This window comes from Bacillus sp. JK106 (assembly GCF_053663355.1).
In genome coordinates this window covers 921,145-942,894 of record NZ_JBSJQC010000002.1, presented here as the reverse complement: position 1 = coordinate 942,894, position 21,750 = coordinate 921,145, and the positions used below count along the sequence as shown (strand labels likewise).

Here is a 21,750-nt window from a genome sequence, read left to right as displayed (position 1 = left end):
GTGCAATATAAAAAGAACCTGGCCAATTTGGCGAGGTTCTTTCTTCATTTTCTAAGGAACTCCTGAAGTTGAGTAATACCTGCGAATCCATTGCAGAAAGGCTATCTCCACGGATTCAAGAAACAGGAAAATCTCAATAATAAAAAACATCCCCCTCACGCAATGTGAGGGGATGTTTTGTGTGTATACTTCTCATTTCATCGTCATATGAGTTTAGACTGATGCAGTCACAACTTACAAGAATGCTTATCTGTTTCCTTCAATAGTTAACACATTTGAAGTTATATTAGCGCTGCCGCTGCTTTGATATCCCTCAACTGACCTCCTGAAAATTAGGTTTGTCGAAAGCTCTTTAAAGCTGTATTGAGATCTTTTGTGTGAACGTAAATGTTCTTATACAACTCGAATAGTGTTTTATATTTTTGAACATTTTGTTCTTTTGGATAAAATGCAGCTGCTTCATGAATGAACTGCTCTGCACATTCTTCAAGAGAGTCAAACCACCCGCTTCCGAAGGCGGCTAACATCGCAGCCCCCATGGCCGGACCTTGTTCATTTTCTAACTTAACCACCCTCGTATTGAAAATATCAGCCTGCATTTGAAGCCACGTTTCATTTTTAGCTCCCCCGCCAATAGAGACAACCGTATCAACTGATTTTCCCGCTTCGCGGAATAGCTCAATTGATTCATATAAAGAGAATGTGATACCTTCCATTATCGCCCTCAAAAAGTGCTCTCTTTTATGGGCTCCGTCCATTCCGATCAAGCTTCCCCGAATAGATGAATCAGCATGCGGCGTTCTTTCACCGACCAAGTAAGGAGTGTACAGCAGTCCGTTTGCTCCTATCGGAACAGATTCCACGCCCTGCAATAATTGTTCAAACGATTCGTTCGGCGCAAACGTTCTTTTAAACCAGTCCAAACTGTACCCTGCAGCGAGCGTGACTCCCATCGTATAAAAAGAATCCTTCTTTCCATGATTAAAAAAGTGCACATTCCCTTTAAAGTCCCTTTCTTTGTCTTCTTCACAGGAAAGTATGACTCCTGACGTCCCGATACTGCATAATGTTTTTCCCGAAGAAAGAATACCGGCTCCGACAGCACCGCAAGCATTATCTGCTCCCCCAGCGTATACTTTTGTTTTTTCGAGCAGCCCTGTCTTCGCCGCAACGCTCGGAAGCAGCGATCCTACACAGTCATGGGATTCAACCAGCGGAGAACAAATTTCCGCTGAAATACCAAATTGATTGCAAATCTCATCGCTCCACTCTTTGCGGGTCATATGTAAAAGTAACGTTCCTGCCGCATCGGAGTATTCGGTGTGAACGGCGCCGGTCATGCGGAATCTCACATAGTCTTTCGGAAGCAGAAAAACAGCGGTTTTGTTAAAAAGTTCAGGCTCATGTTCCTTCACCCATAACATTTTAGGTAATGTAAACCCTTCAAGGACACGATTTTTTGTGATATCAAGCAGATGATCGCCAAATGTCTCGGTTATCCTGCTGCATTGAGGCGTCGTTCTAGTATCATTCCAAAGAATCGCATGACGCAGCACCCGCCGATCTTGATCAAGCAGTACTAACCCATGCATTTGTCCTGAATAGCTAATCCCGTCAATATCTCCGGCTTGAACGTTGGATATCGAAATCAATTCAGCCAATGCTTCAATTGTTTGCTGCACCCAGTCTTCAGGATTTTGCTCACTATATCCCGCCTTCTCTTGGATGAGCGGATAACTTTTGGACGCTTCTGCACAAACCTTGCCGTTTTGATTGACTAAAATGGTTTTAACGGCACTCGTTCCAAGGTCTATTCCAATGACATACTTCATTTTTTCACTCCTTCCTCTCTAAATAGATCCCCATTGAAATGACCCGCCATAACAGTAACTTCATGACGGGCAATTGGGAACTTGGCTGCCTGCATCTTTTTACAGCGGGATCTGGAACTTCTTTTTTCATTTGTTATACCTGTAAAATGTATTGGTTTAATATCGCTTTTAACCGTTCCTGTCTCCCTGATTCGTTTTTAATTGGCTGATTGTTCAGCGCATATTGCTCAAGCGTATTGAAATCAGCTCTTCCTTCTGCAATTTCAAGGCCAATCCCTTCAGTAAAGCTGCGGTAACGGTGTTGAATCACATCTTCAAACACACGATCTTCGATTAACTTGTGTGCGGCTTTCAATCCTCTTGCAAATGTATCCATCCCTGCAACATGGGCATATAGTAAATCATCAGGCTCAAAAGAAGATCTCCTGACCTTTGCGTCAAAGTTTAATCCTCCGCTTCCAAGACCGCCATTTTGCAGGATTTCGTACATTGCTAATGTCGCAGAATATAAATCTGTCGGAAATTCATCTGTGTCCCAGCCTAAAAGCGGATCACCCTGATTCGCGTCAACAGAGCCAAGAAGGCCATGCACTCTCGCCATGCGTAATTCATGTTCGAATGTATGCCCGGCTAATGTGGCATGATTGGCTTCGAGATTTAATTTAAAATGATTGTCTAAGCCGTATTGCTTTAAAAAGGCAATGGTTGTTGCTGCGTCCGTATCATATTGATGGGTGGTCGGCTCTTTTGGTTTTGGTTCAATCAAAAACTGCCCTGTATACCCGATTTCCTTCGCATAATCCACTGCCATATGCATAAATCTGGCCATATTATCAAGCTCAAATTTTAAATCGGTATTTAACAAAGTTTCGTACCCTTCACGTCCGCCCCAAAATACATAGTTCTCAGCGCCAAGCTCTTTTGCTGTTTCTAATCCTTTTTTTACTTGGGCTGCGGCATACGCAAATACATCTGCATTACAAGAAGTCGCGGCACCATGGACGAAACGGGGATTCGTGAACATATTTGCAGTATTCCATAATAGCTTAACGCTGCTTGTTCTCATGTACTCTTTTATCATGTCCACGATTATATCCAGATTTTGATTCGTCTCTTTTAACGTACTTCCTTCCGGTGCGATATCCCGGTCATGAAAAGCAAAAAATGGCGCATCCAGTTTTTCAAACATCTCAAACGCTGCATCTACCCTCGCTCTCGCCAGATCCATGCCTTTATAGTGATCCCACGGTCTCTGCATCGTAGCTGCGCCAAACATGTCTGTGCCGTCAGCGGTAAATGTATGCCAATAGGCAATAGAAAATCGCAGATGCTCTTTCATTGTCTTTTCGCCGATTACTTCTTGAGGATTATAATATTTAAATGCTAAAGGATTAGTGGAATCTTTCCCTTCGTAAATCACTTTGTTTACGCTTTCAAAATAGCCGACTGAACCAGAATGAGAGTGAGCCATGTGTGATTTCCCCCTTAAAAATAAATTCTAAACATGATCATTCAAATACAGATGCTTTTATGTCATGTTATATATTAGTTTGTTGCCTAAACAAACTAACTTATTTTCATCTTATATAACCTCATCAGTATTTTCAATATTTTTTTTAGTTTTTTACGAACACATTAGATATAATAAAGGTTGCATTCGCTATGTACTGCGTTTCGCACGATAACACAGAACGTTCAACTTAATTTAAAGATTATACAAATGGAGTGGATGAAGTGGATATCGCTGATCAAGCCTTTGTCAAAAAAGTTAACCAAAAGTTATTACTAAACGAAATACTTAAGAATTCTCCTATTTCAAGAGCAAAATTATCTGAAATGACCGGATTAAATAAATCAACTGTTTCGTCACAGGTAAACACATTAATGAAAGAAAACCTCGTATTTGAAATAGGTCAGGGACAATCAAGCGGCGGCAGAAGACCTGTCATGCTTGTTTTTAATAAAAAAGCAGGATATTCCGTAGGAATAGATGTTGGCGTGGATTATATTAATGGCATTTTAACAGATCTTGAAGGGACGATCGTCCTTGACCAACACCACCATTTGGAATGCAATTCTCCAGAAATAACGAAAGACATTTTAATAGATATGATTCATCACTTTATTGCAAATATGCCGCAATCTCCGTACGGGCTTATTGGTATAGGCATATGCGTTCCCGGGTTAATTGATAAAAATCAAAAAATTGTTTTCGCTCCGAACTCCAACTGGAGAGATATTGACTTAAAATCTTTCATCCAAAAGAAGTTCAATATGCCCGTTTTTATTGAAAATGAAGCAAATGCCGGCGCATATGGAGAAAAAGTATTTGGTGCTGCCAAAAATCACGATAACATGATTTATGCAAGTATCGGTACAGGGATAGGAATCGGCGTTATTATAAACAATGATTTATACAGAGGGGTTGGCGGATTCTCTGGAGAAATGGGACATATGACAATAGACTTTAATGGTCCGAAATGCAGTTGCGGAAACCGAGGCTGCTGGGAATTGTATGCTTCAGAAAAGGCTTTAATAAAATCTCTAAAGACGAAAGAGAAAAAAGTGTCCACTCAAGATATCATAGACCTCGCCCATCTGAATGATATTGGAACTTTACATGCATTACAGAATTTTGGTTTCTATTTAGGAATAGGCCTGACCAATATTTTAAATACATTCAATCCGCAAGCCATCATTTTAAGAAACAGCATCATTGAATCGCATCCTATGGTTTTACATTCAATTAAAAGCGAAGTGTCGTCCAGGGTTTATTCCCACCTAGACAATAGCTATGAACTATTACCATCTTTCTTAGGAAAAAATGCACCCGCTTTAGGAATGTCCTCTATTGTTATTGATCATTTTCTCGACATGGTTCATAACTGAAATGTATAAACTTCTATGTTTTACGCTCATCTTTAAAGATGGGTTTTTTGTTTTGTTATTTTCATCCTGAATGGGAGCATATCTGACGTGTTTTTCCACACAGGCACATTCTAATATGAAAAAGGAGTTCCAAAATAGAAAGCTCCTTTTTCATGCGGACATTCATTTTTCTTTATAACGGAAATATCTGAAGTCGGCCGGAATATGATGACCGCTCGTATCTTGGCATTGCATCCCTACAAAAGCTCCTGTAAAGAATCCCCCGCCGCGGATGTAATCATCTGATAATTTTTTCGATTCCAATGCAATGTCGATTTTGTGCCAATCTTCTTTGTTAAATGAATAGAAATAATAATATTTTTCGTTTTCAATATTCACTTTTAAATAGATATACTTGACTTCACGGGGAATCACAATTTTATTTTTTAACGGTTGTGAAAAAGAAAAGTTATCACATATCGTTAAATCAAGAATACGGCCGAGTTCTTCATCATGCGTGACTTGAAGAGCCGTCCAGTTCTCTGTATTGTAATAGTTCACCAAACCAGCGGCTTGCTGAAAATTTTCCGGATAAAACGCAACAGCCGTTTCCGCTTCAAAATGGAGACTTTGCCAGCGTCTGGCTACAAATGCCTGAGTAAATGTCGAAGTTAAGGATTCATGGCCGTATAATCGTAAATGATTTGGCTCTTGAGTTAATGAACCTAATTTCTCCGTAAAAGGGATTCTTAATGTTTGAAAATTAATATTTAATGCTGCATCCTCAAATTCATCAACTTCCGGATACGTGTCTTCAAACAGTGTTTCAGGTATAGAATGCACATCCACTTCCAAGCTCCCTTCTTTTCCGCCTTCTACATAAGGCCAGCCATCTTTCCAATAGAGCTTTTGTATAGCTGTTTCTCTGCCCAAAGGACAATATCCTCTCTGCTGAAAAATTGAATCATCGTCCGGATGAATGGGACGTCCCGTTAAATGGGCTAAATACCACTCATCTGTATGTGTGTGAACAATAGATGCATGCCCGCATTTTTGCAATGGGTTTTCCGGCGCATGCCATGACGTTAAGATTGGGTTATCAGGATGAACTTCATATGGCCCCTCAATATTTGCAGAACGGGCAATTGTAGCAGCATGTTCGAACCGCGTTCCTCCTTCTGCGGTTAATAAATAATAATAGTTCCCGATATGATAAAGATGCGGCGCTTCCGTCAGCTTTCTTTCAGTTCCTTTAAATATCACTTTCGGTTTACCGATCAGTTTTTGCTCCTTATCAGAATATTCCTGCATGACAATGCCTCCAAAGGAGTGCCGATCAATACGCTGATCCCATAACATATTTAATAAATATTTTTTCCCATCCGTATCGTGGAACAAAGAAGCATCAAACCCCGAGCTGTTTAATGTGATCGGCTCCCCCCAATCACCATCAATCGTGTCACAAGTCACTAAATAATTGTGGCAATCTTTCCAGGCGCCATCTACGACCTTAACATCCGTATAGATCAGCCAAAACTTTCCGTCGCTGTAACTTAAACATGGCGCCCAGACCCCGCCTGAATTAGGATTTCCTTTCATGTCTAATTGCGAAACTCTCTGTAATGGATGTGCAACTAAGTGCCAATTGACTAAATCTTTTGAATGGTGTATCTGGACTCCCGGAAACCACTCAAATGTAGATACAGCGATATAATAATCCTCTCCCACCCTGCAAATACTCGGATCGGGGTTGAATCCTTTAAGTACTGGATTGATAATCTTCATTTTGAACTCCTCCTCAGCTATTTTCTGTTGACTCATCATGTTTTAAGCTTTGAAATCGTCAATATGATCCAAATAAACTTTGTCTCTATTCTCTAATTCTCGAACCATGTTTTTATATTTTTTCTCATCTAAGTTATAGAAATTAATATCAATCATGGCCAGAACCAGTAAGAACACGGGAATAATGGTTGCTGTAATTAAAATTCCCGTCAATGCCTCCGGCGTTTGCACCTGATTTGCCACATATCCAAACTGATCAAGAACCAAACCCGGTACAACCCCTCCCAAGGCCATGCCAAATTTAAAGAAAAATCCGATAATAGCGTATATGAGACCGCCCATTCTTTTCCCGGTCTTATACTCTCCATATTCGATTGTTTCAGGAATAAGCGCCCACATATATCCCCCGGCAGTGAGACTTCCTGCAGCGGCCAGCAATCGAAAGGAAAGTATCAGGAATACATTACTTGGCGGAACAAACAGTAAAGCTAAGAGGCCGATCATATTCAGTAATAATGCATAGTTTAGTAATTTCTTCTTCCCTAATAATTGATGAAGCTTTGGAATAAACGGTAAAATGACCAAAGCAGGCAAACTTCCCAACAAACCGTACCACTTCACTAAATCCGCTCTTTCTAAATTATACGTTACGTAATAGATGCCAACCGAATTACTGATTGAATTCACTCCAAAAATAATAATAAAGAAAATACTTAATACAACTAGAGGCCGATTAACACGAAATTGCTCAAATATATCCGATAATTTAATTTTTTCTTCAGATTTTTGAAGCGTGACACGCTCTTTTGTGCTTTTAAAACAAAAGATTAAAAGGCACCCGCCTATAACTCCCATAATACCCATGGTTAGCTGCCAGCCAAGAGATTCGCTGCCGGAAGTATCGCTTAAATAAGCAGCCAGCAAGGGAACAAAAAATGCAACGACAAGTCCCCCAAGATTCGCAAATAACATACGGACAGACGTTATACTAACAACTTCTTGATTATTTCGGGTCATTGCAGAGGTTAACGCGCCATATGGCACGTTTATCATTGTGTATGTAAGCGATAAACCGACATAGGTGATATAGGCATATATTAATTTCCCCATATCCGAAAAATCCGGGGTTGTAAAACAGAGTATTGCCAATATGACAAATGGAAAAGCTCCGAATAAAAGATACGGTCTGAAGCGTCCAAACCTGCTATTTGTTCTGTCTACTATCGTTCCAATAAAAGGATCAGCGAGAGCGTCGATGATTCTAACCACTAAAAACATCGTACCGGCTGTTGCTGCCGGTAAACCAAATATATCTGTATAGAAGAACAAAAGATAAGTAGACACTGTTGCATAAATTAAATTACATGCAAAATCTCCAGACGCATATCCAACTTTTTCAACCATGCTGATCTTCTTTACATTTTCACTGAGCATGATTTCCTCCCCTTTTCGATCCTTTACATAAGGAACATGATGAATGGTACATTTCTTCAATTTTATCGGCCAGTTAAGGCTTTATAAAAGCGCTTTCAAAAAATGATAGCGGTTTACTTTCACAGAGCATTTTCATCATAGTGAACAGGATAAAAGCTTGGCTTTCGTTTTATATATACCTCCAATTAAATCGAGCCTCTTATCCCCCTCCCATTTAAGACCTTTACATGAAGGACAATTAAAGTGGTTTATTAGTTTGTTGATCGAACAAACTAACTTGATTTCATATTATAAAATCTTTTCTGCTTTTTCAACTCTTTTTTCAGAAAATTTAAAACCGATCAAAGGACATACCATGTTGTAATTGCCGGCTCCTTCGACAGACGTTAAGTAAAAACCCTATGTGTCACCTGACTGATTTATTAAATGATAAGCACTTCCATCATCTTTTGTTTAGAAAAACTTATTAAGAAACATGCACTTAAAAAAATGCGAATCATATATAAGTGATATCCCGTTTAATTGGTTGAGGAGGATATTATGAAACCTATGCTGCCTTTTGAAAAATATTTTGGTGATTTAGAACTGGTTTATGCATTTTATGGAGCTATGCCTACCGGTGTTACTGTCTCAGAAACCGGTCGTATATTCATTTGTTTTCCGAAATGGGGAGACGATGTTAAATTTACGGTAGCGGAAATAATTGGAGATAAATTGCAGCCTTATCCTGATTCACAAACCAATTTGGTTAACTTTGAGAATATCAAAATGACTTTCATCAGTGTCCAAAGTGTAGTTGCTGATGGAAGAGGAACGCTTTGGATACTAGATACAGCGGCGCCCAATTTTTCTGAACCAATTAAAGGCGGGGCAAAATTAGTCGCTGTTGATTTAAAAACCAATACAATCAGAAGAGTGTATACCTTTACAGAAGATGTTGTCCTTCCAACAACCTACCTGAATGATGTCCGATTTGATTTTCGTGTCGGAACTGCAGGTTATGCCTATATAACGGATTCTTCTTCCAAAGGACCAGGAGCTATTATCGTCGTTGATTTAGAAACCGGAAACGCATTTAGACGGTTAAATGGAGCAAATCCAACTTCACCGGATTCCTCTTTTATACCGAAAGTAGAAGGAAAAATTTTGATGAATCGTAACAAGGATGGTTCAACTTCCCCATTTAGGCTGGCATCCGACGGTATTGCGATCTCTCCTGACGGAAAGGTATTATTTTTTTGTCCCCTGACCAGCCGCCATTTGTTCTCTATCTCAACAGAAGCCCTGAGAGATAGAAATATATCGGACATGGATTTACTTTATCATGTGGCGTATTGGGGAGAAAAAGGCGCGTCTGATGGAATGATTACAGATGCAAAAGGAGCCGTTTATGCCGGAGATTATGAGAACAATAGTATTCGAAAAATACTGCCGAATGGCACAATGCAAACCATCGCACATGATCCGAGAATTTTATGGCCGGATACTTTTTCGATTGGTCCGGATGAATACTTATACGTCATCGTGAACCAATTACACCGGCAAGCTAGATTTCATTATGGAAAAGACTTACGACAGAAACCTTATAGTTTACTTCGTATCAAAATTGATGAATTTCCTGCTCCTGCTTTTTGAAAATAAAAATGGCCGGTTCATTTTAGAGCATAATTGGCTTCATGTAGCCTTCATCCTAAACCGAATAAGGGATTACAATAAATACGTGTCCTCAATTATGGAGTTAGATTCATAACTTCAATTTTTTTTGGTCATATTTTGGTCAAGGACCAAAAATATTGTTCTTTTAATCTTATGACCCAAAATTTAAAAATCCCCTGACACCAATAGTGCCAAGGGATTGAGAGATTAATATTGAGACATGTATTGTTCGCGCTCCCACGGATGAACCTGTGTGCGGAACATATCCCATTCGATTTCTTTTGCTTCGATGAAGTGTTCGAACAGGTGCTCGCCGAGCGCTGCAACCATGACTTCGTTTGATTTGAATTCGTCGAGAGCTTCCGCCAGTGTCGCCGGAAGATCTACGATGCCGTTTTCCATGCGCTCTTCTTTGCTCATGACATAGATGTTGCGGTCAATCGGAGCCGGTGCTTCAAGTTTGTTTTTGATTCCGTCAAGGCCTGCTGCAAGCAATACGCTTAACGCCAAGTACGGGTTTGCCGCCGGGTCTACGCTGCGGACTTCAACACGCGTGCTGATGCCGCGGGAAGCCGGGATACGGATCAGCGGGCTTCTGTTTTGCGCGCTCCATGCCACGTAGCAAGGTGCTTCATAGCCCGGAACAAGGCGTTTGTAAGAGTTCACTGTCGGGTTTGTGACAGCCGTAAAGCTTGTCGCGTGTTTTACGATACCGGCAATGAAATGTTTTGCTGTTTCACTCAGCTGAAGATCAGCGTCTTTATCAAAGAATGCGTTAACGTTATCTTTAAAGAGTGATAGGTTGCAGTGCATACCGGAACCGTTTACGCCGAACAGCGGTTTTGGCATGAATGTCGCATGCAGACCGTGTTTGCGGGCGATCGTTTTGACAACCAGTTTGAAAGTTTGGATGTCGTCACAAGAACGGATGGCACCGGCATATTTAAAATCGATTTCGTGCTGACCCGGAGCAACTTCATGGTGAGATGCTTCGATTTCAAAGCCCATTTCTTCAAGCTCAAGCACGATATCGCGGCGGCAGTTTTCTCCCAAGTCAGTCGGAGCCAGGTCGAAGTATCCGCCTTTATCGTTCAATTCAAGCGTCGGTTCGCCTTTTTCATCTAATTTAAACAGGAAGAATTCAGGCTCAGGTCCAAGATTGAAATCGCTGAAACCGAGTTCTTTCATTTCTTTCAGAATCCGTTTGAGGTTGTTACGCGGGTCACCTTCGAACGGCGTGCCGTCCGGATTGTAAATGTCACAGATGAAGCGTGCTACTTTACCTTTTTCAGCCGTCCACGGGAAGATTACAAAAGTGTTCAGATCAGGATATAAGTACATATCAGACTCTTCGATACGGACGAAACCTTCGATGGAAGAACCGTCGAACATGCATTTATTATCAAGTGCTTTTTCAAGCTGGCTCACAGGAATTTCCACGTTTTTAATCGTTCCGAGAATGTCTGTGAATTGAAGGCGGATATACTTTACGTTTTCCTCATTTACTAATTTTACGATGTCTTCTCTTGTGTACTTTGCCATTTCGTAAAACTCCTCCTCTAAAAGGTAAATGTATATAGCAAAACAGTTGCTAACGGATTAATGAAAGAATCGGGACATGTCACCTTGGCGGAAAGTATTTCCCCGCTGGAAACGGCCTGCCTGCATCAGTTCGTTTTTCAGAAGCTTTCTGAGTTCGTCATCAGACAGATTGTGCTTCATCGGTTTGGCGGTTTTTTCGGATTTTTCTTCCGGTTCGGCAGATGCCTTATCCAGAATTTGTTTGATCCCCGCCATATTGACGCCTTGTTCAATCAGATTTTTGATTTCTAACAGTTTATCTACATCATGGAATGAAAATAATCGTCTATTTCCTTCGCTTCTCGCTGGAAATATCAATCCATTTTCCTCATAATATCGAATTTGCCGGGCAGAAAGTTCTGTTAACTGCATGACAATCCCAATTGGAAATAAAGGCATTGAGCGGCGAATGTTATCACTCATCTCAATTTCCTCCTTTTCTTATCTTAGTCTCATTATAGGTGATGTTATATTTTGTGTCAATACAATGTAAGGAATCTTAACATCAAATTCTTTGAAAATTGCAACCGGCCTAAATCAGCTCTTTTTCCATTAAAGCATTTACGGCGCTGCAAATCGCATTTTTCACGTGCGCGTAGGTTAATCCTCCTTGGACATACGCGACATAAGGCGGTCTGATAGGTCCATCTGCTGATAATTCAATGCTTGCTCCCTGTACGAAAGTGCCCGCTGCCATAATGACATCGTCTTCATATCCCGGCATATAGCTCGGATAAGGCGTCACATGCGCATTAATCGGTGAGGCATATTGTATCGCCTGGCAAAAAGCGATCATCTTATCAGGGTCCTGAAACTCAACTGATTGAATCAGATCCGTTCTCGGCGCATTCCATGCAGGGTTTGACGTAAAGCCGAGCTTTTCAAGAAAACGGGCGGTAAATACCGCTCCCTTCAAGCTTTGCGCCACTACATGCGGAGCGAGAAAGAAACCTTGATACATTTCCTGCAGTGAATAAAGCGAAGCCCCGGCTTCACTTCCGATTCCCGGGGAGGTCATCCGGTAAGAGCAGGCCTCAATCCACTTGGCTTTCCCTACAAGATAGCCGCCCGTTTTAGCAAGGCCGCCGCCCGGGTTTTTAATCAGGGAGCCGGCCATAAGATCCGCTCCGACGTGGCAGGGTTCCCGCTCTTCTGCAAATTCTCCGTAGCAATTGTCCACAAAAACAATGACATCTTCTTTGATTTCCTTTACGAAACGAATCATCTCTTCAATTTCATTTATTCTGAAAGACGGACGATTCGCATATCCTTTTGAACGCTGGATGCCGATCACTTTTGTATTCGGTTGGATTGCAGCCCGGACTGCTTCAAAGTTCACTCTGCCTTCTGATGTTAAATCGACTGCATTGTATCCGATTTGAAATTCCTTAAGCGAGCCTGAATACTCCCCGCCTCTTACTCCGACGATTTCCTCGAGTGTATCGTAAGGCTTGCCTGTGATATAAAGCAATTCGTCCCCGGGTCTCAGCACACCGAAGAGCGCGATTGAAATCGCATGCGTACCCGAAATGATTTGCGGCCGCACAAGTCCCGCCTCTCCTCCGAACACATCAGCATAGATCTTCTCCAGTGTATCTCGTCCGATGTCATCATAACCGTATCCGGTTGAAGGCGTAAAATGCGTATCGCTTACTTTATGTTTTCTGTAGCTTTGCAGGACTCTCCATTCATTCCGTTCACTGATTTCTTCTATTCTTTTATGAACGGCGGAGATTTCCGCTTCTGTTTCTTCGGCGGTTTTTTGTAAAAGAGCGCCGTGGGTCAGTGTGTCAAACATGTTGTGTATACCTTCCTTACATGAATTTCTTCAATTTTCCGAGTATGCTTTGTTCTTCCTGTACATAACCTGAGACTTCGTAGCGTTCATTTTCTTCATTAAAATAAAGGCTGTCGATCATGGTCTCTGATTTGATGCGTGACATCAATTTGCCTTCGGCGGCAGGCACATGAACTTCATACGGCGTCATCAGCTCCCGGCGCAAATAAGCTTCGATTTCCGCTTTTAGTTTCGCTTCATCCCCGGCGATTCTGGCACTGATCATGATGTGGCCTTCTCCAGCTGTCGGGATGAAGTCAGGAAGTGTCTCATCACGTTTGTTATAAGCGGTCAGCACCGGAATGTCGTCTGCCTCAAGCTCTTTTAACAGACCGAGGACAGTCTGTTCATGCCCGGCATAATCTTCATTGGATGAATCAATGACATGAATGATCAAGTCTGCTTCCTTCACTTCCTCAAGCGTTGAACGGAAAGCGGCAATAAGCGTCGTCGGCAGATCCTGAATGAAGCCGACCGTATCAGACAAAAGGACGCTGTAGCCGCTTGGGAGCGCCATCTTTCTCGTCATCGGATCAAGTGTTGCAAACAGCAGATCTTCTTCATAGCTGTCTGAGCTTGTTAATTGATTGAACCACGTTGATTTTCCTGCATTGGTATAACCGACGAGTGCAGCCTGAAGCACGCCGTTCTTTTTGCGTCTCTCCCGATAACGGCTTCTGTGGCGGATAACCGTTGACAGCTGCACGTTAATTTCGTGTATGCGGTTTCTAATGTGGCGCCGGTCTGTTTCAAGCTTTGTCTCACCGGGCCCTCTCGTCCCGATTCCGCCGCCTTGTCTTGAGAGATTGATTCCTTGTCCGCTCAGACGCGGCAGCGCGTATTGAAGCTGGGCCAATTCGATCTGAAGCTTTCCTTCTCTCGTCTTCGCCCTTTTTGCGAATATATCCAAAATAAGCTGCGTGCGATCGATGATCTTCGCTTCAATTGCAGTGGCGAGTGCTTTAAGCTGGCTCGGTGACAGTTCATCATTAAAAATAACCAGATCCGCTTCAAGCTCTTCACACAGCGCCTTCAGCTCGTCTACTTTCCCCTTGCCTATGTATGTAGCGGCATCCGCTCTGTTCCGTTTTTGCGTAATCCGGGTCAGCACCGTTCCGTCAGCCGTTTTTGTCAATGAAGCAAGCTCTTCCATGGAATGTTCAAAGTGCTCATCTGTCATGTGCGGAAGCTGGCAGCCGACCAAAATGACCGTTTCTATTTTTCCTTCCTGTTCGTTCAAATGGATGTTCCTTTCTGTGTCGTATTGGGCAGTAGTACTATCATACCAAACCCGCAGGGCGTATACCACACATCCGGCGGGTTTTAAAGAGAGAAATAAAAAAGAGACCCCTCAAACCGGCTGAGAGGTCTATTCGTGAGCTGCCGCCTCATCTTTTATAAGTAAATCCTGGCTCTTGATCGTCATTAAATCGTTTTTTAAGTATTGGTCTCCCATTAAAAGTCTCATGGCCTGAGCGCGGATTGATTTTTCAATCACGTTTCTGACAAAGCGCCCGTTGCTGAATTTAATGGGGCTTGTCGTGCTTTTCACTGTCATTAAGTAATCTTTTAACTTCCACTCGGCTTCCTGGCTTAATTGATACTCCCGCTCTGCTATCATGCGCTTTGCGATGTCCATCAGCTGAGTGACAGAGTAATCCGGAAAATCGATGCTGATAGGGAAGCGCGATTGCAGACCGGGATTTAATGACAGGAAATGTGTCATTTCTCTCGAGTACCCTGCCAGGATCAGAATAAATTCATGCTGTTTGTCTTCCATATGTTTGACAAGCGTATCAATCGCCTCTTTACCGAAATCCTTTTCTCCGCCTCTTGCAAGTGAGTATGCTTCATCAATGAATAAAATGCCCCCAAGCGATTTTTTAATCAGATCTCTCGTTTTTTGCGCCGTGTGTCCGATGTATTCACCGACGAGATCGGCACGTTCCGCTTCGATCAGATGTCCTTTGGAAAGAACGTTCATCTCGAAGAAAAGCTTGCCGATCAGTCTCGCGACGGTGGTTTTCCCGGTGCCGGGGTTCCCTTTGAACATCATATGAAGAGCTTGTTTTCCGACTTTCAGCCCTTGTTCGGCCCGTTTTTGGTTGACGAATATCCACGCGTAAATTTCTTTAATGTTGCGTTTCATTTCTTCCATACCCACTAATGTGTTCATTTCTTTTTCAATTTCTTTCAGAATGCTGTGCTTGGCTTCATTTTTTTGCAGGGCGGCCTGATATTCCGCCTCAGCTTCTGCATTTGTCAGCACTTGCTTTTGGCCATTAAGAATGATGTTAATTTGTCCGTTATTTTTATAGGTTACAGCGCGCTCCAACATGCTCACCTCTCTGTTCTCTCTTTATCTTACTCATGATGAAGCGGTTCTGTGACATCCGCCTATCATCATGAGGCCCGTTTTCCTCTTTATCTGTCACTTTTTCCGTTCTCTTCGGGAATGATGTTGAATCCTGCGCTTTCCCGAGAAATATTTTTCATTTCTTATTGTATTCAGCAAAAACGGGAGGACAAACCATTTATTTTTATTTTCCGGGAAATGTTGGGTGTATTTCTCATTTTTTTCATGAATGACAGCCGTACAAGCACCTTTTGAATATCATCATATGCTGTAATGAGGTGATGGAGAATGGTTAAAATTTTTATAGACCCCGGTCATGGCGGAACTGATTCAGGTGCAACCGGAAACGGACTTCAGGAAAAAGCGGTCACGCTGGAGATCGCGCTGGCTTTGCGCACGATTCTGACGAATGAGTATGAAGGAGTTTCTGTCACGATGAGCAGGACAAGCGATAAGACGGTCAGCCTGACGGAAAGAACGGATGCCGCCAACAGCTGGGGCGCAGATTATTTTTTATCCATTCATATTAACTCAGGAGGCGGAACCGGATTCGAAAGCTATATTTACCCCGGTGTCGGAGCGCCGACCTCGACTTACCAATCAGCCGTCCACACGCAAGTAATTCAAGCATCGGGTTTTAATGACCGCGGAAAAAAAACAGCCAACTTCCATGTGCTGCGGGAGACAAGTATGCCGGCGATTTTGACGGAGAATGGTTTTGTTGATACGTCAGCTGATGCAAACAAACTGAAAACAGCCAGTTTTATTGAAAGCCTTGCAAGAGGACATGCCAAGGGCTTGGAGCAAGCTTTCGGTCTAAAAAAAAAGGCTGACTTATATAAAGTGCAAATCGGCGCATTCAAAGTGAAAGCAAATGCTGATGCGCTTGCCGCCGATGCGGTGTCTAAAGGTTTTGACGCGATTGTGCTTCCAAAAGGCGGCTTATTCAAAGTGCAGATCGGCGCATTCTCTTCCAGAGATTATGCTGAAGCGTTGGCAGCGCGGGCCGAAAAAGCCGGATTTGATGCCTTCATTGTGCAAGACTAAATGAAAAAACCCCTGCTCTCCCTTTTTTGGGACGAACGGGGGTTTTTTGTTATTGAAGTATATCGGCGACAAACTGAGACCAAGCTTCAAGACGCTGATACACATTTTCCTCTTTCAGTTCGCTCAGTTTCATCCAGCACCCGGCGATTTGATCTTTTTCTTTCACTTCGACTTGTGCCGCAGACGCTAACTGGAGCGCAGAAAGGATGCCGATATGCACCTTCCCTACATCGTTTTCATCATCATTGATCAGGCCGAGTGTGACAATGTTTTGTTTGTCCTCCTCGCGAATGTACAGTTCTTCCGCCAGCTCCCGGTCGGTGTTCTGTTTCAGCACTTCCGAAAATGAAGCCGCCCCTTCCATAGGGTTCATGTGTCCGCCGAAGCCGAGAGAAAGCTTATTATGGAGGCGCGATTCCCCTCCGCCCGCGAGCCGCTCATACACAAATACCTCATCATCACGGCGGATGGCGACATACGGAATCGGCTGTTTAAATCGCGGGTCCTCTTCCGCGTCGCCTCTTCTGATTTCAAAAAAATGCGCCTCAATCTGAGCCATAATTTTTATGATACGTTCATCCTGGCTGTTGACTCCCTGAAATGTCAGCATTTCGTTTTGAAAGACGTCACTCCGCGGTGCAGCCAAGATGATTTCATCCATTTTGTTCATGCCCGTTCCTCCTGTCTTACCTCTCCACTCAAGCCAAAAGAGCAGATATTATATCTGCTCTTCATCTTGGCCAAAATAAAAATCTTCGTCCTTAATCGGTTCTACCGTCGCCTTTTTGTAGCCGTTCCCTTTCATGGAGAAGAAATCATGTGATTTTGTTTTGGTGTTTAATCCGTTTAATACGATCGGATTAATATCCTCTTCTTCAAAGTAAGGATCGAACCCTAAGTTCATCAAAGCTTTATTGGCGTTATAGCGGATGAATTTCTTTACGTCATGAGACAGCCCGACTTGGTCGTAGAGATCCTCTGTATATTCAAGCTCATTGTGATAAAGCTCTTCTAAAAGCTCAACCGCAAATTCGCGAAGTTCCGCTTTTTTCGCTTCTGTTTGTTTATTGTATATTTCCTGTGCCAGCAGTCCGACGTATACACCGTGGATCGCTTCGTCACGAAGGATCAGGTTGATGATCTCACCGCTTTGCATCAGTTTTCCTTGTCCGTAGAAATATAACGGATAATAGAAACCGCTGTAGAAAAGGAAGCTTTCCAGATAGACGGAAGCAACCATCGCTTTGAACAGTGAAATTTCATCATCTTTTTGAATGGCTTTGTAAAGCCCGACAATCATTTGCGCTTTTTTCTGCAGATATTTATTTTGTTTAACCCATTCAAATACTTCGTTGATCGTTTCAGTCGGAGCAAGCGTCATAAAAATATTTGAATATGATTTTGCGTGCACCGCGTTCTCCATCATCGCCATGAAATTAAGAACCGCTTTTCGCTGATGGCCTTCGACGTGCTCGGCCACAATCGGCATGCCTGTGTTCCCCTGCTCTGTATCAAGCAGTGTCAGGCCGGCGAGCACCTTCATGTACGTATCCTGCTCATTTTTACCCAAATACTTCCAAGTAAGAAGATCGCCGTTTAATGCGATCTCTTCCGGAAGCCAAAACTGCTTTACGTTTTGGTTGTAAAACATTTGGGTGAAATCATCTTCATGCTTTGACCAGTTTGCTGCGTCATAAATTTTTGTCACTGTTAACTCTCCTTTAATCAAACGACACAAGAAAGACAGCTGTCCTGCCCGGTATCTTTCGTTCTTGCATAGTAAATGGTTTTGATGCCTCTATGGTGGGCATACAGATCAATACGGTTCAGATCACGAGTTGTCATCGTATCTTTCAAAAACAGGGTAAAGCTGATTCCCTGATCGATATGCTGCTGGATTGTCGCGATCATATCCACCACTTTGAACATATCCATATCATAAGCTTCTTTGTAGAAGAACCAGTTATTAGACGCTAACCCCGGCATCGGGTAATACGTTTTTGAATTTCCGTATGTTCTTTCTTCGATCCGTTCCATGATCGGCATAACGGACGCCGTGCTGGATTGGACATAGGAAATGGAGCCTGTCGGCGCGATGCACAGTCTGTAGCTGTGGTACATGCCGTTTTCAGCGACAAACGCCTTCAGCTCTTTCCAGTCTTCGATTGTCGGGATGTGCATGCCTTCAAAGAGCGCAGCGATTTTTTCGTATGCCGGCGAGAATTCTTTTTCGATATATTTATTGAAATATTCTCCCGTTGCATAAGTGGAGCCTTCATAATGCTCAAACGTTTCGCCTTTTTCTTTTGCAAGCTCAGCTGAACGCTGGATGGAATAAAAGTTCACCATCATAAAGAACGTATTCGCGAAGTCTCTTGCTTCCGGGCTTTCGTAAGCGATGCCGTTTTGGGCAAGGTAGCCGTGCAGGTTCATCGCGCCTAGACCGATCGACTTCATCGCTTTGTTTGCGCGTCTGACTGCCGGCGCGTTGCGGATATCCGTCGTCTCGGAGACATGAGTCAGGGAATCCGTCGCGAGTTTCACCGTGCGCTCAATCGATTTATGTTTCATGACATTTAAAATATTTAAAGAACCAAGGTTGCAGGAAATGTCCAGGCCGATTTCGTCTTCCTCGTCATAATCTGTGTAAGCTGAAACCTGTGACGCCTGAAGCACCTCAGAGCAAAGGTTCGAGAATTTCACTTTTGATACGTGGTTATTCGCGTGCTCTTTGTTTACGTTATCCTGGAACATAATGTACGGATAGCCTGACTCAGAACGGAGAACGGCAAGCTTTTCAAGCAATTTGCGCGCATTTACTTTTTCTTTTTTGACGCGCGGGTTGTCGACAAGCTCCTCATACATCGCCGTCATGTCCATTTCGTCCATATGCTGGCCGTATTCTTTATAAATCGTATGCGGATAAAAGACATAAGCGGCTTTATCCTCACGCGCAAGCTCGACAAACTTGTCCGGAATCACGACGCCGATGGAAAGGGTTTTAACGCGGACATCTTCATCAGCCGAGATTTTTTTCGTATCAAGAAAATCATTAATATCCCGGTGGAAAATGTTCAGGTATGCCGCGCCTGAGCCTTGTCTCTGCCCCATTTGGTCAGCGTAGCGGAACGCATTATCAAGAAGCTTCATGACGCCTACAACACCTTTTGTGGCGTTTTCAACATCTTTAATCGCTTCACCTTTCGCGCGGAGCTTGGACAGATTAAGAGAAACCCCGCCGCCCAATTTAGACAGCTGCATGGAAATATCGATCGCCCGTGAAATATCGTTTAAGGAATCATTGACTTCGAGCAAGAAACAGCTCACAAGTTCTCCGCGGCGTTTTCTGCCGGCATTCAAAAATGTCGGTGTGCTTGGCTGATATTCCTGATTGATCATCAAGTTCACATATTCTTTTGCTTTCTCAGTGTCGCCGTTTGCGAAGAACAGCGCAACAATTGAGATCCGGTCCTCATAACGCTCGAGGATTTTTTTCTTGTCATTCGTTTTCAAAGCATAGTCATTATAGAATTTAAACGCACTCATGAAGGAAGGAAAACGAAACTTCTTAGCGTAAGCTGTCTTAAACACTTCTTTAATGTCTTCAAAAGAATAAAGGCTTAAGAATTCCTCTTCGTAGTATTGGTTTTCAATCAAATAATCCAGCTTCTCTTTTAAATCGTGAAAGAAAACTGTGTTTTGATTGATATAGTCTACAAAATAGCTATGTACAGCCTCTTTATCTTTATCAAACTGGAATTTTCCATCTTGTTGGATCATGATTTCGTTATTTAACTGGATCCATTTTGGCACTTGATTTTGTGACAACTCTTTCTACCTCCTGAGTAAACAATTCAACGTCTTTAGATGTGCCGCTGAGTTCAAATTTGTGCAAGATCGGCACCTGATATTGTCTAGAGATGGTATCGGCGCTTTTTGCAAAGTTATCGCCCCATACTTTGTTGCCGCTCGCAGCGACTCCTAATAAGAGATGGGCGTATTTTTCGAGAAATGATTGTGTTGATGCCGGTACCTGACCGAAGTTTGTCGTGTAGGTGACCAAAACAAACGGAGTGTCCACGTGGTCCGTTTCGTCCACCTTGCGGATCAGCTGAAAGTCTGTTTTATTCACAAAACGCTGAACATTCCCTGTCTTTGAATCAAATATGATTTGAACCATCCTTATCACGACCTATCAAAAATAATGAATCTCTTAACACTATATATAGTATACTAACCTCTGAGAAAAACACAACATATTGAGATCGATTTATAAAAAATTCATATTTTTGAAAGAGCGGACTTTGGCTCCGGCCCGATTAACGCCCAAAAAAGAGAGCAGAACGAGAATCATCTCTCATCCTACTCAAGGTGTCATGTGTAAGCCGATGTCTATCATAACATGAAAAAAAACTGCTTAGTAGTCTAGACTTTTATTCTTATTTTTTGTAAGAATCACATTTTTTTTCGCTTTCAACGGTTTCTTCAATCTCCACATCAGCACCGATTTCTTTCAGTACGGCTTTCAGAGCGCTTGTGATGGAAGCCTCTCTGATCAGTTCTTTGCCGTCAACGATGATGCTGGTTCCATATTCATAGCAGGAATCATCTTCACAAGTTTCTTCCCAATGGTTGATTATCACCTTGTGTTTCAATCGTCTCACCCTCTGCATGATCAATGTCAGTACTTAGTGTAGCTTGTGCGGCCCGCTTTGTAAATTCGAACGCTTGTGAAATTTATTCAAGCTCATCCAGCGCCGTTTCTTTTTTCAGTTCGATTTTATTCGTTTTTTCATCATAGCGGTATATTTTTAAGTAACCGTCCTCGACAATGCCGAAACGATTATGTTCCAGCTGCACCATGCCTTCTGTCTGCGGTTCGGCATCCGCCAAGCCGCCGTCATCATCCGTCACCACCGTCTCGTGATTGCTGCAAGCTCCAAACAGCAAAAAAACAGCGATCCAAACGAGCGTAATCCTGATTCTTCTCAGTTCATTTTCACTTTCGAACACGATTTTCCGTACCCCCTTTTATCTTTCCGATATACGGCCTGCAATATACAGACGCGCATAGAAAAAGACCATTGTTCATGGTCTTTGTCAAAAAGTCTATTCAAGCTCAAGCTGGACGTTTTTTTGCGGGGCGAACGTGGAGATGGCATGTTTATAAATAAGCTGCTGCTTCCCCTCCGTTTCGAGCAAAACGGTAAAGTTGTCAAAGCCTTTTACCTGGCCGCGAAGCTGAAAGCCGTTGAGTAAAAACACCGTGACGAACGTATTGTCTTTTCGGATTTGATTCAAAAACTGATCTTGAATATTAATCGGTTTCATGTTTCGTCCTCCTTGGTTCTCAA

At 42.6% G+C, this 21,750-nt stretch carries 19 protein-coding genes; 3 read left to right on the top strand and 16 right to left on the bottom strand.

The window, feature by feature from the left end:
* Positions 1–332 precede the first annotated feature (332 nt).
* Together xylB and xylA are read right to left on the bottom strand one after the other, a co-directional pair.
* Complete coding sequence (gene xylB / locus ACWJJS_RS09865) at positions 333–1,832, bottom strand: xylulokinase (RefSeq protein WP_167860161.1); 1,500 nt, start codon at positions 1,830–1,832, stop codon at positions 333–335.
* A gap of 133 nt (positions 1,833–1,965) precedes the next feature.
* The gene (xylA, locus tag ACWJJS_RS09860; protein ID WP_454023520.1) at positions 1,966–3,303 is read right to left on the bottom strand and encodes a xylose isomerase; all 1,338 of its coding nucleotides are present in this window, start codon (positions 3,301–3,303) and stop codon (positions 1,966–1,968) included.
* 263 nt (positions 3,304–3,566) lie between these two features.
* Between xylA and xylR the strand changes: the two genes are divergently transcribed.
* Positions 3,567–4,721 carry a transcriptional repressor XylR gene (xylR, locus tag ACWJJS_RS09855; RefSeq protein WP_146283496.1) on the top strand — a complete coding sequence of 385 codons (1,155 nt, stop codon included), beginning with the start codon at positions 3,567–3,569 and terminating at the stop codon, positions 4,719–4,721.
* Between the two features lie 162 nt (positions 4,722–4,883).
* On the opposite strand, the gene xynB is transcribed toward xylR, so the two are convergent.
* Together xynB and ACWJJS_RS09845 are read right to left on the bottom strand one after the other, a co-directional pair.
* Positions 4,884–6,485, bottom strand: a complete 1,602-nt coding sequence (gene xynB, locus ACWJJS_RS09850) for a xylan 1,4-beta-xylosidase (protein WP_171463513.1) — start codon at positions 6,483–6,485, stop codon at positions 4,884–4,886.
* 42 nt (positions 6,486–6,527) lie between these two features.
* Entirely contained in the window at positions 6,528–7,919 is a 1,392-nt protein-coding gene (locus ACWJJS_RS09845) for an MFS transporter (protein ID WP_060386956.1), read from the bottom strand.
* 540 nt (positions 7,920–8,459) lie between these two features.
* Here ACWJJS_RS09845 and ACWJJS_RS09840 point away from each other — a divergent pair.
* Positions 8,460–9,554 (top strand): L-dopachrome tautomerase-related protein, encoded by a 1,095-nt coding sequence (locus tag ACWJJS_RS09840; RefSeq protein WP_454023519.1) that lies wholly within the window; start codon positions 8,460–8,462, stop codon positions 9,552–9,554.
* 228 nt (positions 9,555–9,782) lie between these two features.
* On the opposite strand, the gene glnA is transcribed toward ACWJJS_RS09840, so the two are convergent.
* The 5 genes from glnA to spoVK all read right to left on the bottom strand — a co-directional run bounded on the left by glnA (position 9,783) and on the right by spoVK (position 15,331).
* Entirely contained in the window at positions 9,783–11,117 is a 1,335-nt protein-coding gene (gene glnA / locus ACWJJS_RS09835) for a type I glutamate--ammonia ligase (protein ID WP_003154048.1), read from the bottom strand.
* A 57-nt stretch (positions 11,118–11,174) separates the two neighbouring features.
* Entirely contained in the window at positions 11,175–11,579 is a 405-nt protein-coding gene (locus ACWJJS_RS09830) for a MerR family transcriptional regulator (RefSeq protein ID WP_007410366.1), read from the bottom strand.
* Between the two features lie 109 nt (positions 11,580–11,688).
* Entirely contained in the window at positions 11,689–12,954 is a 1,266-nt protein-coding gene (locus ACWJJS_RS09825) for a methionine gamma-lyase family protein (protein ID WP_003154050.1), read from the bottom strand.
* A gap of 16 nt (positions 12,955–12,970) precedes the next feature.
* Positions 12,971–14,233, bottom strand: coding sequence for a GTPase HflX (gene hflX / locus ACWJJS_RS09820; protein WP_454023518.1), 1,263 nt, complete (start codon positions 14,231–14,233; stop codon positions 12,971–12,973).
* 129 nt (positions 14,234–14,362) lie between these two features.
* Complete coding sequence (spoVK, locus tag ACWJJS_RS09815; protein WP_015417523.1) at positions 14,363–15,331, bottom strand: stage V sporulation protein K; 969 nt, start codon at positions 15,329–15,331, stop codon at positions 14,363–14,365.
* Positions 15,332–15,637: 306 nt separating this feature from the next.
* Here spoVK and ACWJJS_RS09810 point away from each other — a divergent pair, with 306 nt between their 5' ends.
* Positions 15,638–16,396: an N-acetylmuramoyl-L-alanine amidase gene (locus tag ACWJJS_RS09810; protein ID WP_015388201.1), complete on the top strand. Its 759-nt coding sequence runs from the start codon at positions 15,638–15,640 to the stop codon at positions 16,394–16,396.
* Between the two features lie 49 nt (positions 16,397–16,445).
* Here the strand turns inward: ACWJJS_RS09810 and ACWJJS_RS09805 are convergent, their stop codons facing one another.
* The 7 genes from ACWJJS_RS09805 to hfq form a co-directional block, all read right to left on the bottom strand.
* The gene (locus tag ACWJJS_RS09805) at positions 16,446–17,066 is read right to left on the bottom strand and encodes a hypothetical protein (RefSeq protein ID WP_454023517.1); all 621 of its coding nucleotides are present in this window, start codon (positions 17,064–17,066) and stop codon (positions 16,446–16,448) included.
* A gap of 48 nt (positions 17,067–17,114) precedes the next feature.
* Entirely contained in the window at positions 17,115–18,104 is a 990-nt protein-coding gene (gene nrdF, locus ACWJJS_RS09800; RefSeq protein WP_024085331.1) for a class 1b ribonucleoside-diphosphate reductase subunit beta, read from the bottom strand.
* A gap of 17 nt (positions 18,105–18,121) precedes the next feature.
* Positions 18,122–20,224 carry a class 1b ribonucleoside-diphosphate reductase subunit alpha gene (nrdE, locus tag ACWJJS_RS09795; protein ID WP_003154060.1) on the bottom strand — a complete coding sequence of 701 codons (2,103 nt, stop codon included), beginning with the start codon at positions 20,222–20,224 and terminating at the stop codon, positions 18,122–18,124.
* Positions 20,184–20,576 carry a class Ib ribonucleoside-diphosphate reductase assembly flavoprotein NrdI gene (gene nrdI / locus ACWJJS_RS09790; RefSeq protein WP_003154061.1) on the bottom strand — a complete coding sequence of 131 codons (393 nt, stop codon included), beginning with the start codon at positions 20,574–20,576 and terminating at the stop codon, positions 20,184–20,186. Before nrdI ends, nrdE begins: the two co-directional genes overlap by 41 nt.
* 259 nt (positions 20,577–20,835) lie before the next feature.
* Positions 20,836–21,051 (bottom strand): hypothetical protein, encoded by a 216-nt coding sequence (locus ACWJJS_RS09785; RefSeq protein ID WP_003154062.1) that lies wholly within the window; start codon positions 21,049–21,051, stop codon positions 20,836–20,838.
* Between the two features lie 82 nt (positions 21,052–21,133).
* The gene (locus ACWJJS_RS09780; RefSeq protein WP_025649429.1) at positions 21,134–21,409 is read right to left on the bottom strand and encodes a YmzC family protein; all 276 of its coding nucleotides are present in this window, start codon (positions 21,407–21,409) and stop codon (positions 21,134–21,136) included.
* 96 nt (positions 21,410–21,505) lie between these two features.
* A complete protein-coding gene (gene hfq, locus ACWJJS_RS09775; protein WP_003154064.1) occupies positions 21,506–21,727 on the bottom strand; it encodes an RNA chaperone Hfq in 222 nt (73 codons plus the stop codon).
* Positions 21,728–21,750 lie beyond the last annotated feature (23 nt).

Coding starts and splice junctions, on each gene's coding strand:
- ACWJJS_RS09805 (WP_454023517.1), bottom strand. CDS start 17,066: ATGAACAAAATGGATGAAATCATCTTGGCTGCACCGCGGAGTGACGTC.
- glnA (WP_003154048.1), bottom strand. CDS start 11,117: ATGGCAAAGTACACAAGAGAAGACATCGTAAAATTAGTAAATGAGGAA.
- xynB (WP_171463513.1), bottom strand. CDS start 6,485: ATGAAGATTATCAATCCAGTACTTAAAGGATTCAACCCCGATCCGAGT.
- hfq (WP_003154064.1), bottom strand. CDS start 21,727: ATGAAACCGATTAATATTCAAGATCAGTTTTTGAATCAAATCCGAAAA.
- ACWJJS_RS09810 (WP_015388201.1), top strand. CDS start 15,638: ATGGTTAAAATTTTTATAGACCCCGGTCATGGCGGAACTGATTCAGGT.
- ACWJJS_RS09825 (WP_003154050.1), bottom strand. CDS start 12,954: ATGTTTGACACACTGACCCACGGCGCTCTTTTACAAAAAACCGCCGAA.
- spoVK (WP_015417523.1), bottom strand. CDS start 15,331: ATGTTGGAGCGCGCTGTAACCTATAAAAATAACGGACAAATTAACATC.
- ACWJJS_RS09840 (WP_454023519.1), top strand. CDS start 8,460: ATGAAACCTATGCTGCCTTTTGAAAAATATTTTGGTGATTTAGAACTG.
- ACWJJS_RS09830 (WP_007410366.1), bottom strand. CDS start 11,579: ATGAGTGATAACATTCGCCGCTCAATGCCTTTATTTCCAATTGGGATT.
- ACWJJS_RS09845 (WP_060386956.1), bottom strand. CDS start 7,919: ATGCTCAGTGAAAATGTAAAGAAGATCAGCATGGTTGAAAAAGTTGGA.
- xylA (WP_454023520.1), bottom strand. CDS start 3,303: ATGGCTCACTCTCATTCTGGTTCAGTCGGCTATTTTGAAAGCGTAAAC.
- nrdI (WP_003154061.1), bottom strand. CDS start 20,576: ATGGTTCAAATCATATTTGATTCAAAGACAGGGAATGTTCAGCGTTTT.
- xylB (WP_167860161.1), bottom strand. CDS start 1,832: ATGAAGTATGTCATTGGAATAGACCTTGGAACGAGTGCCGTTAAAACC.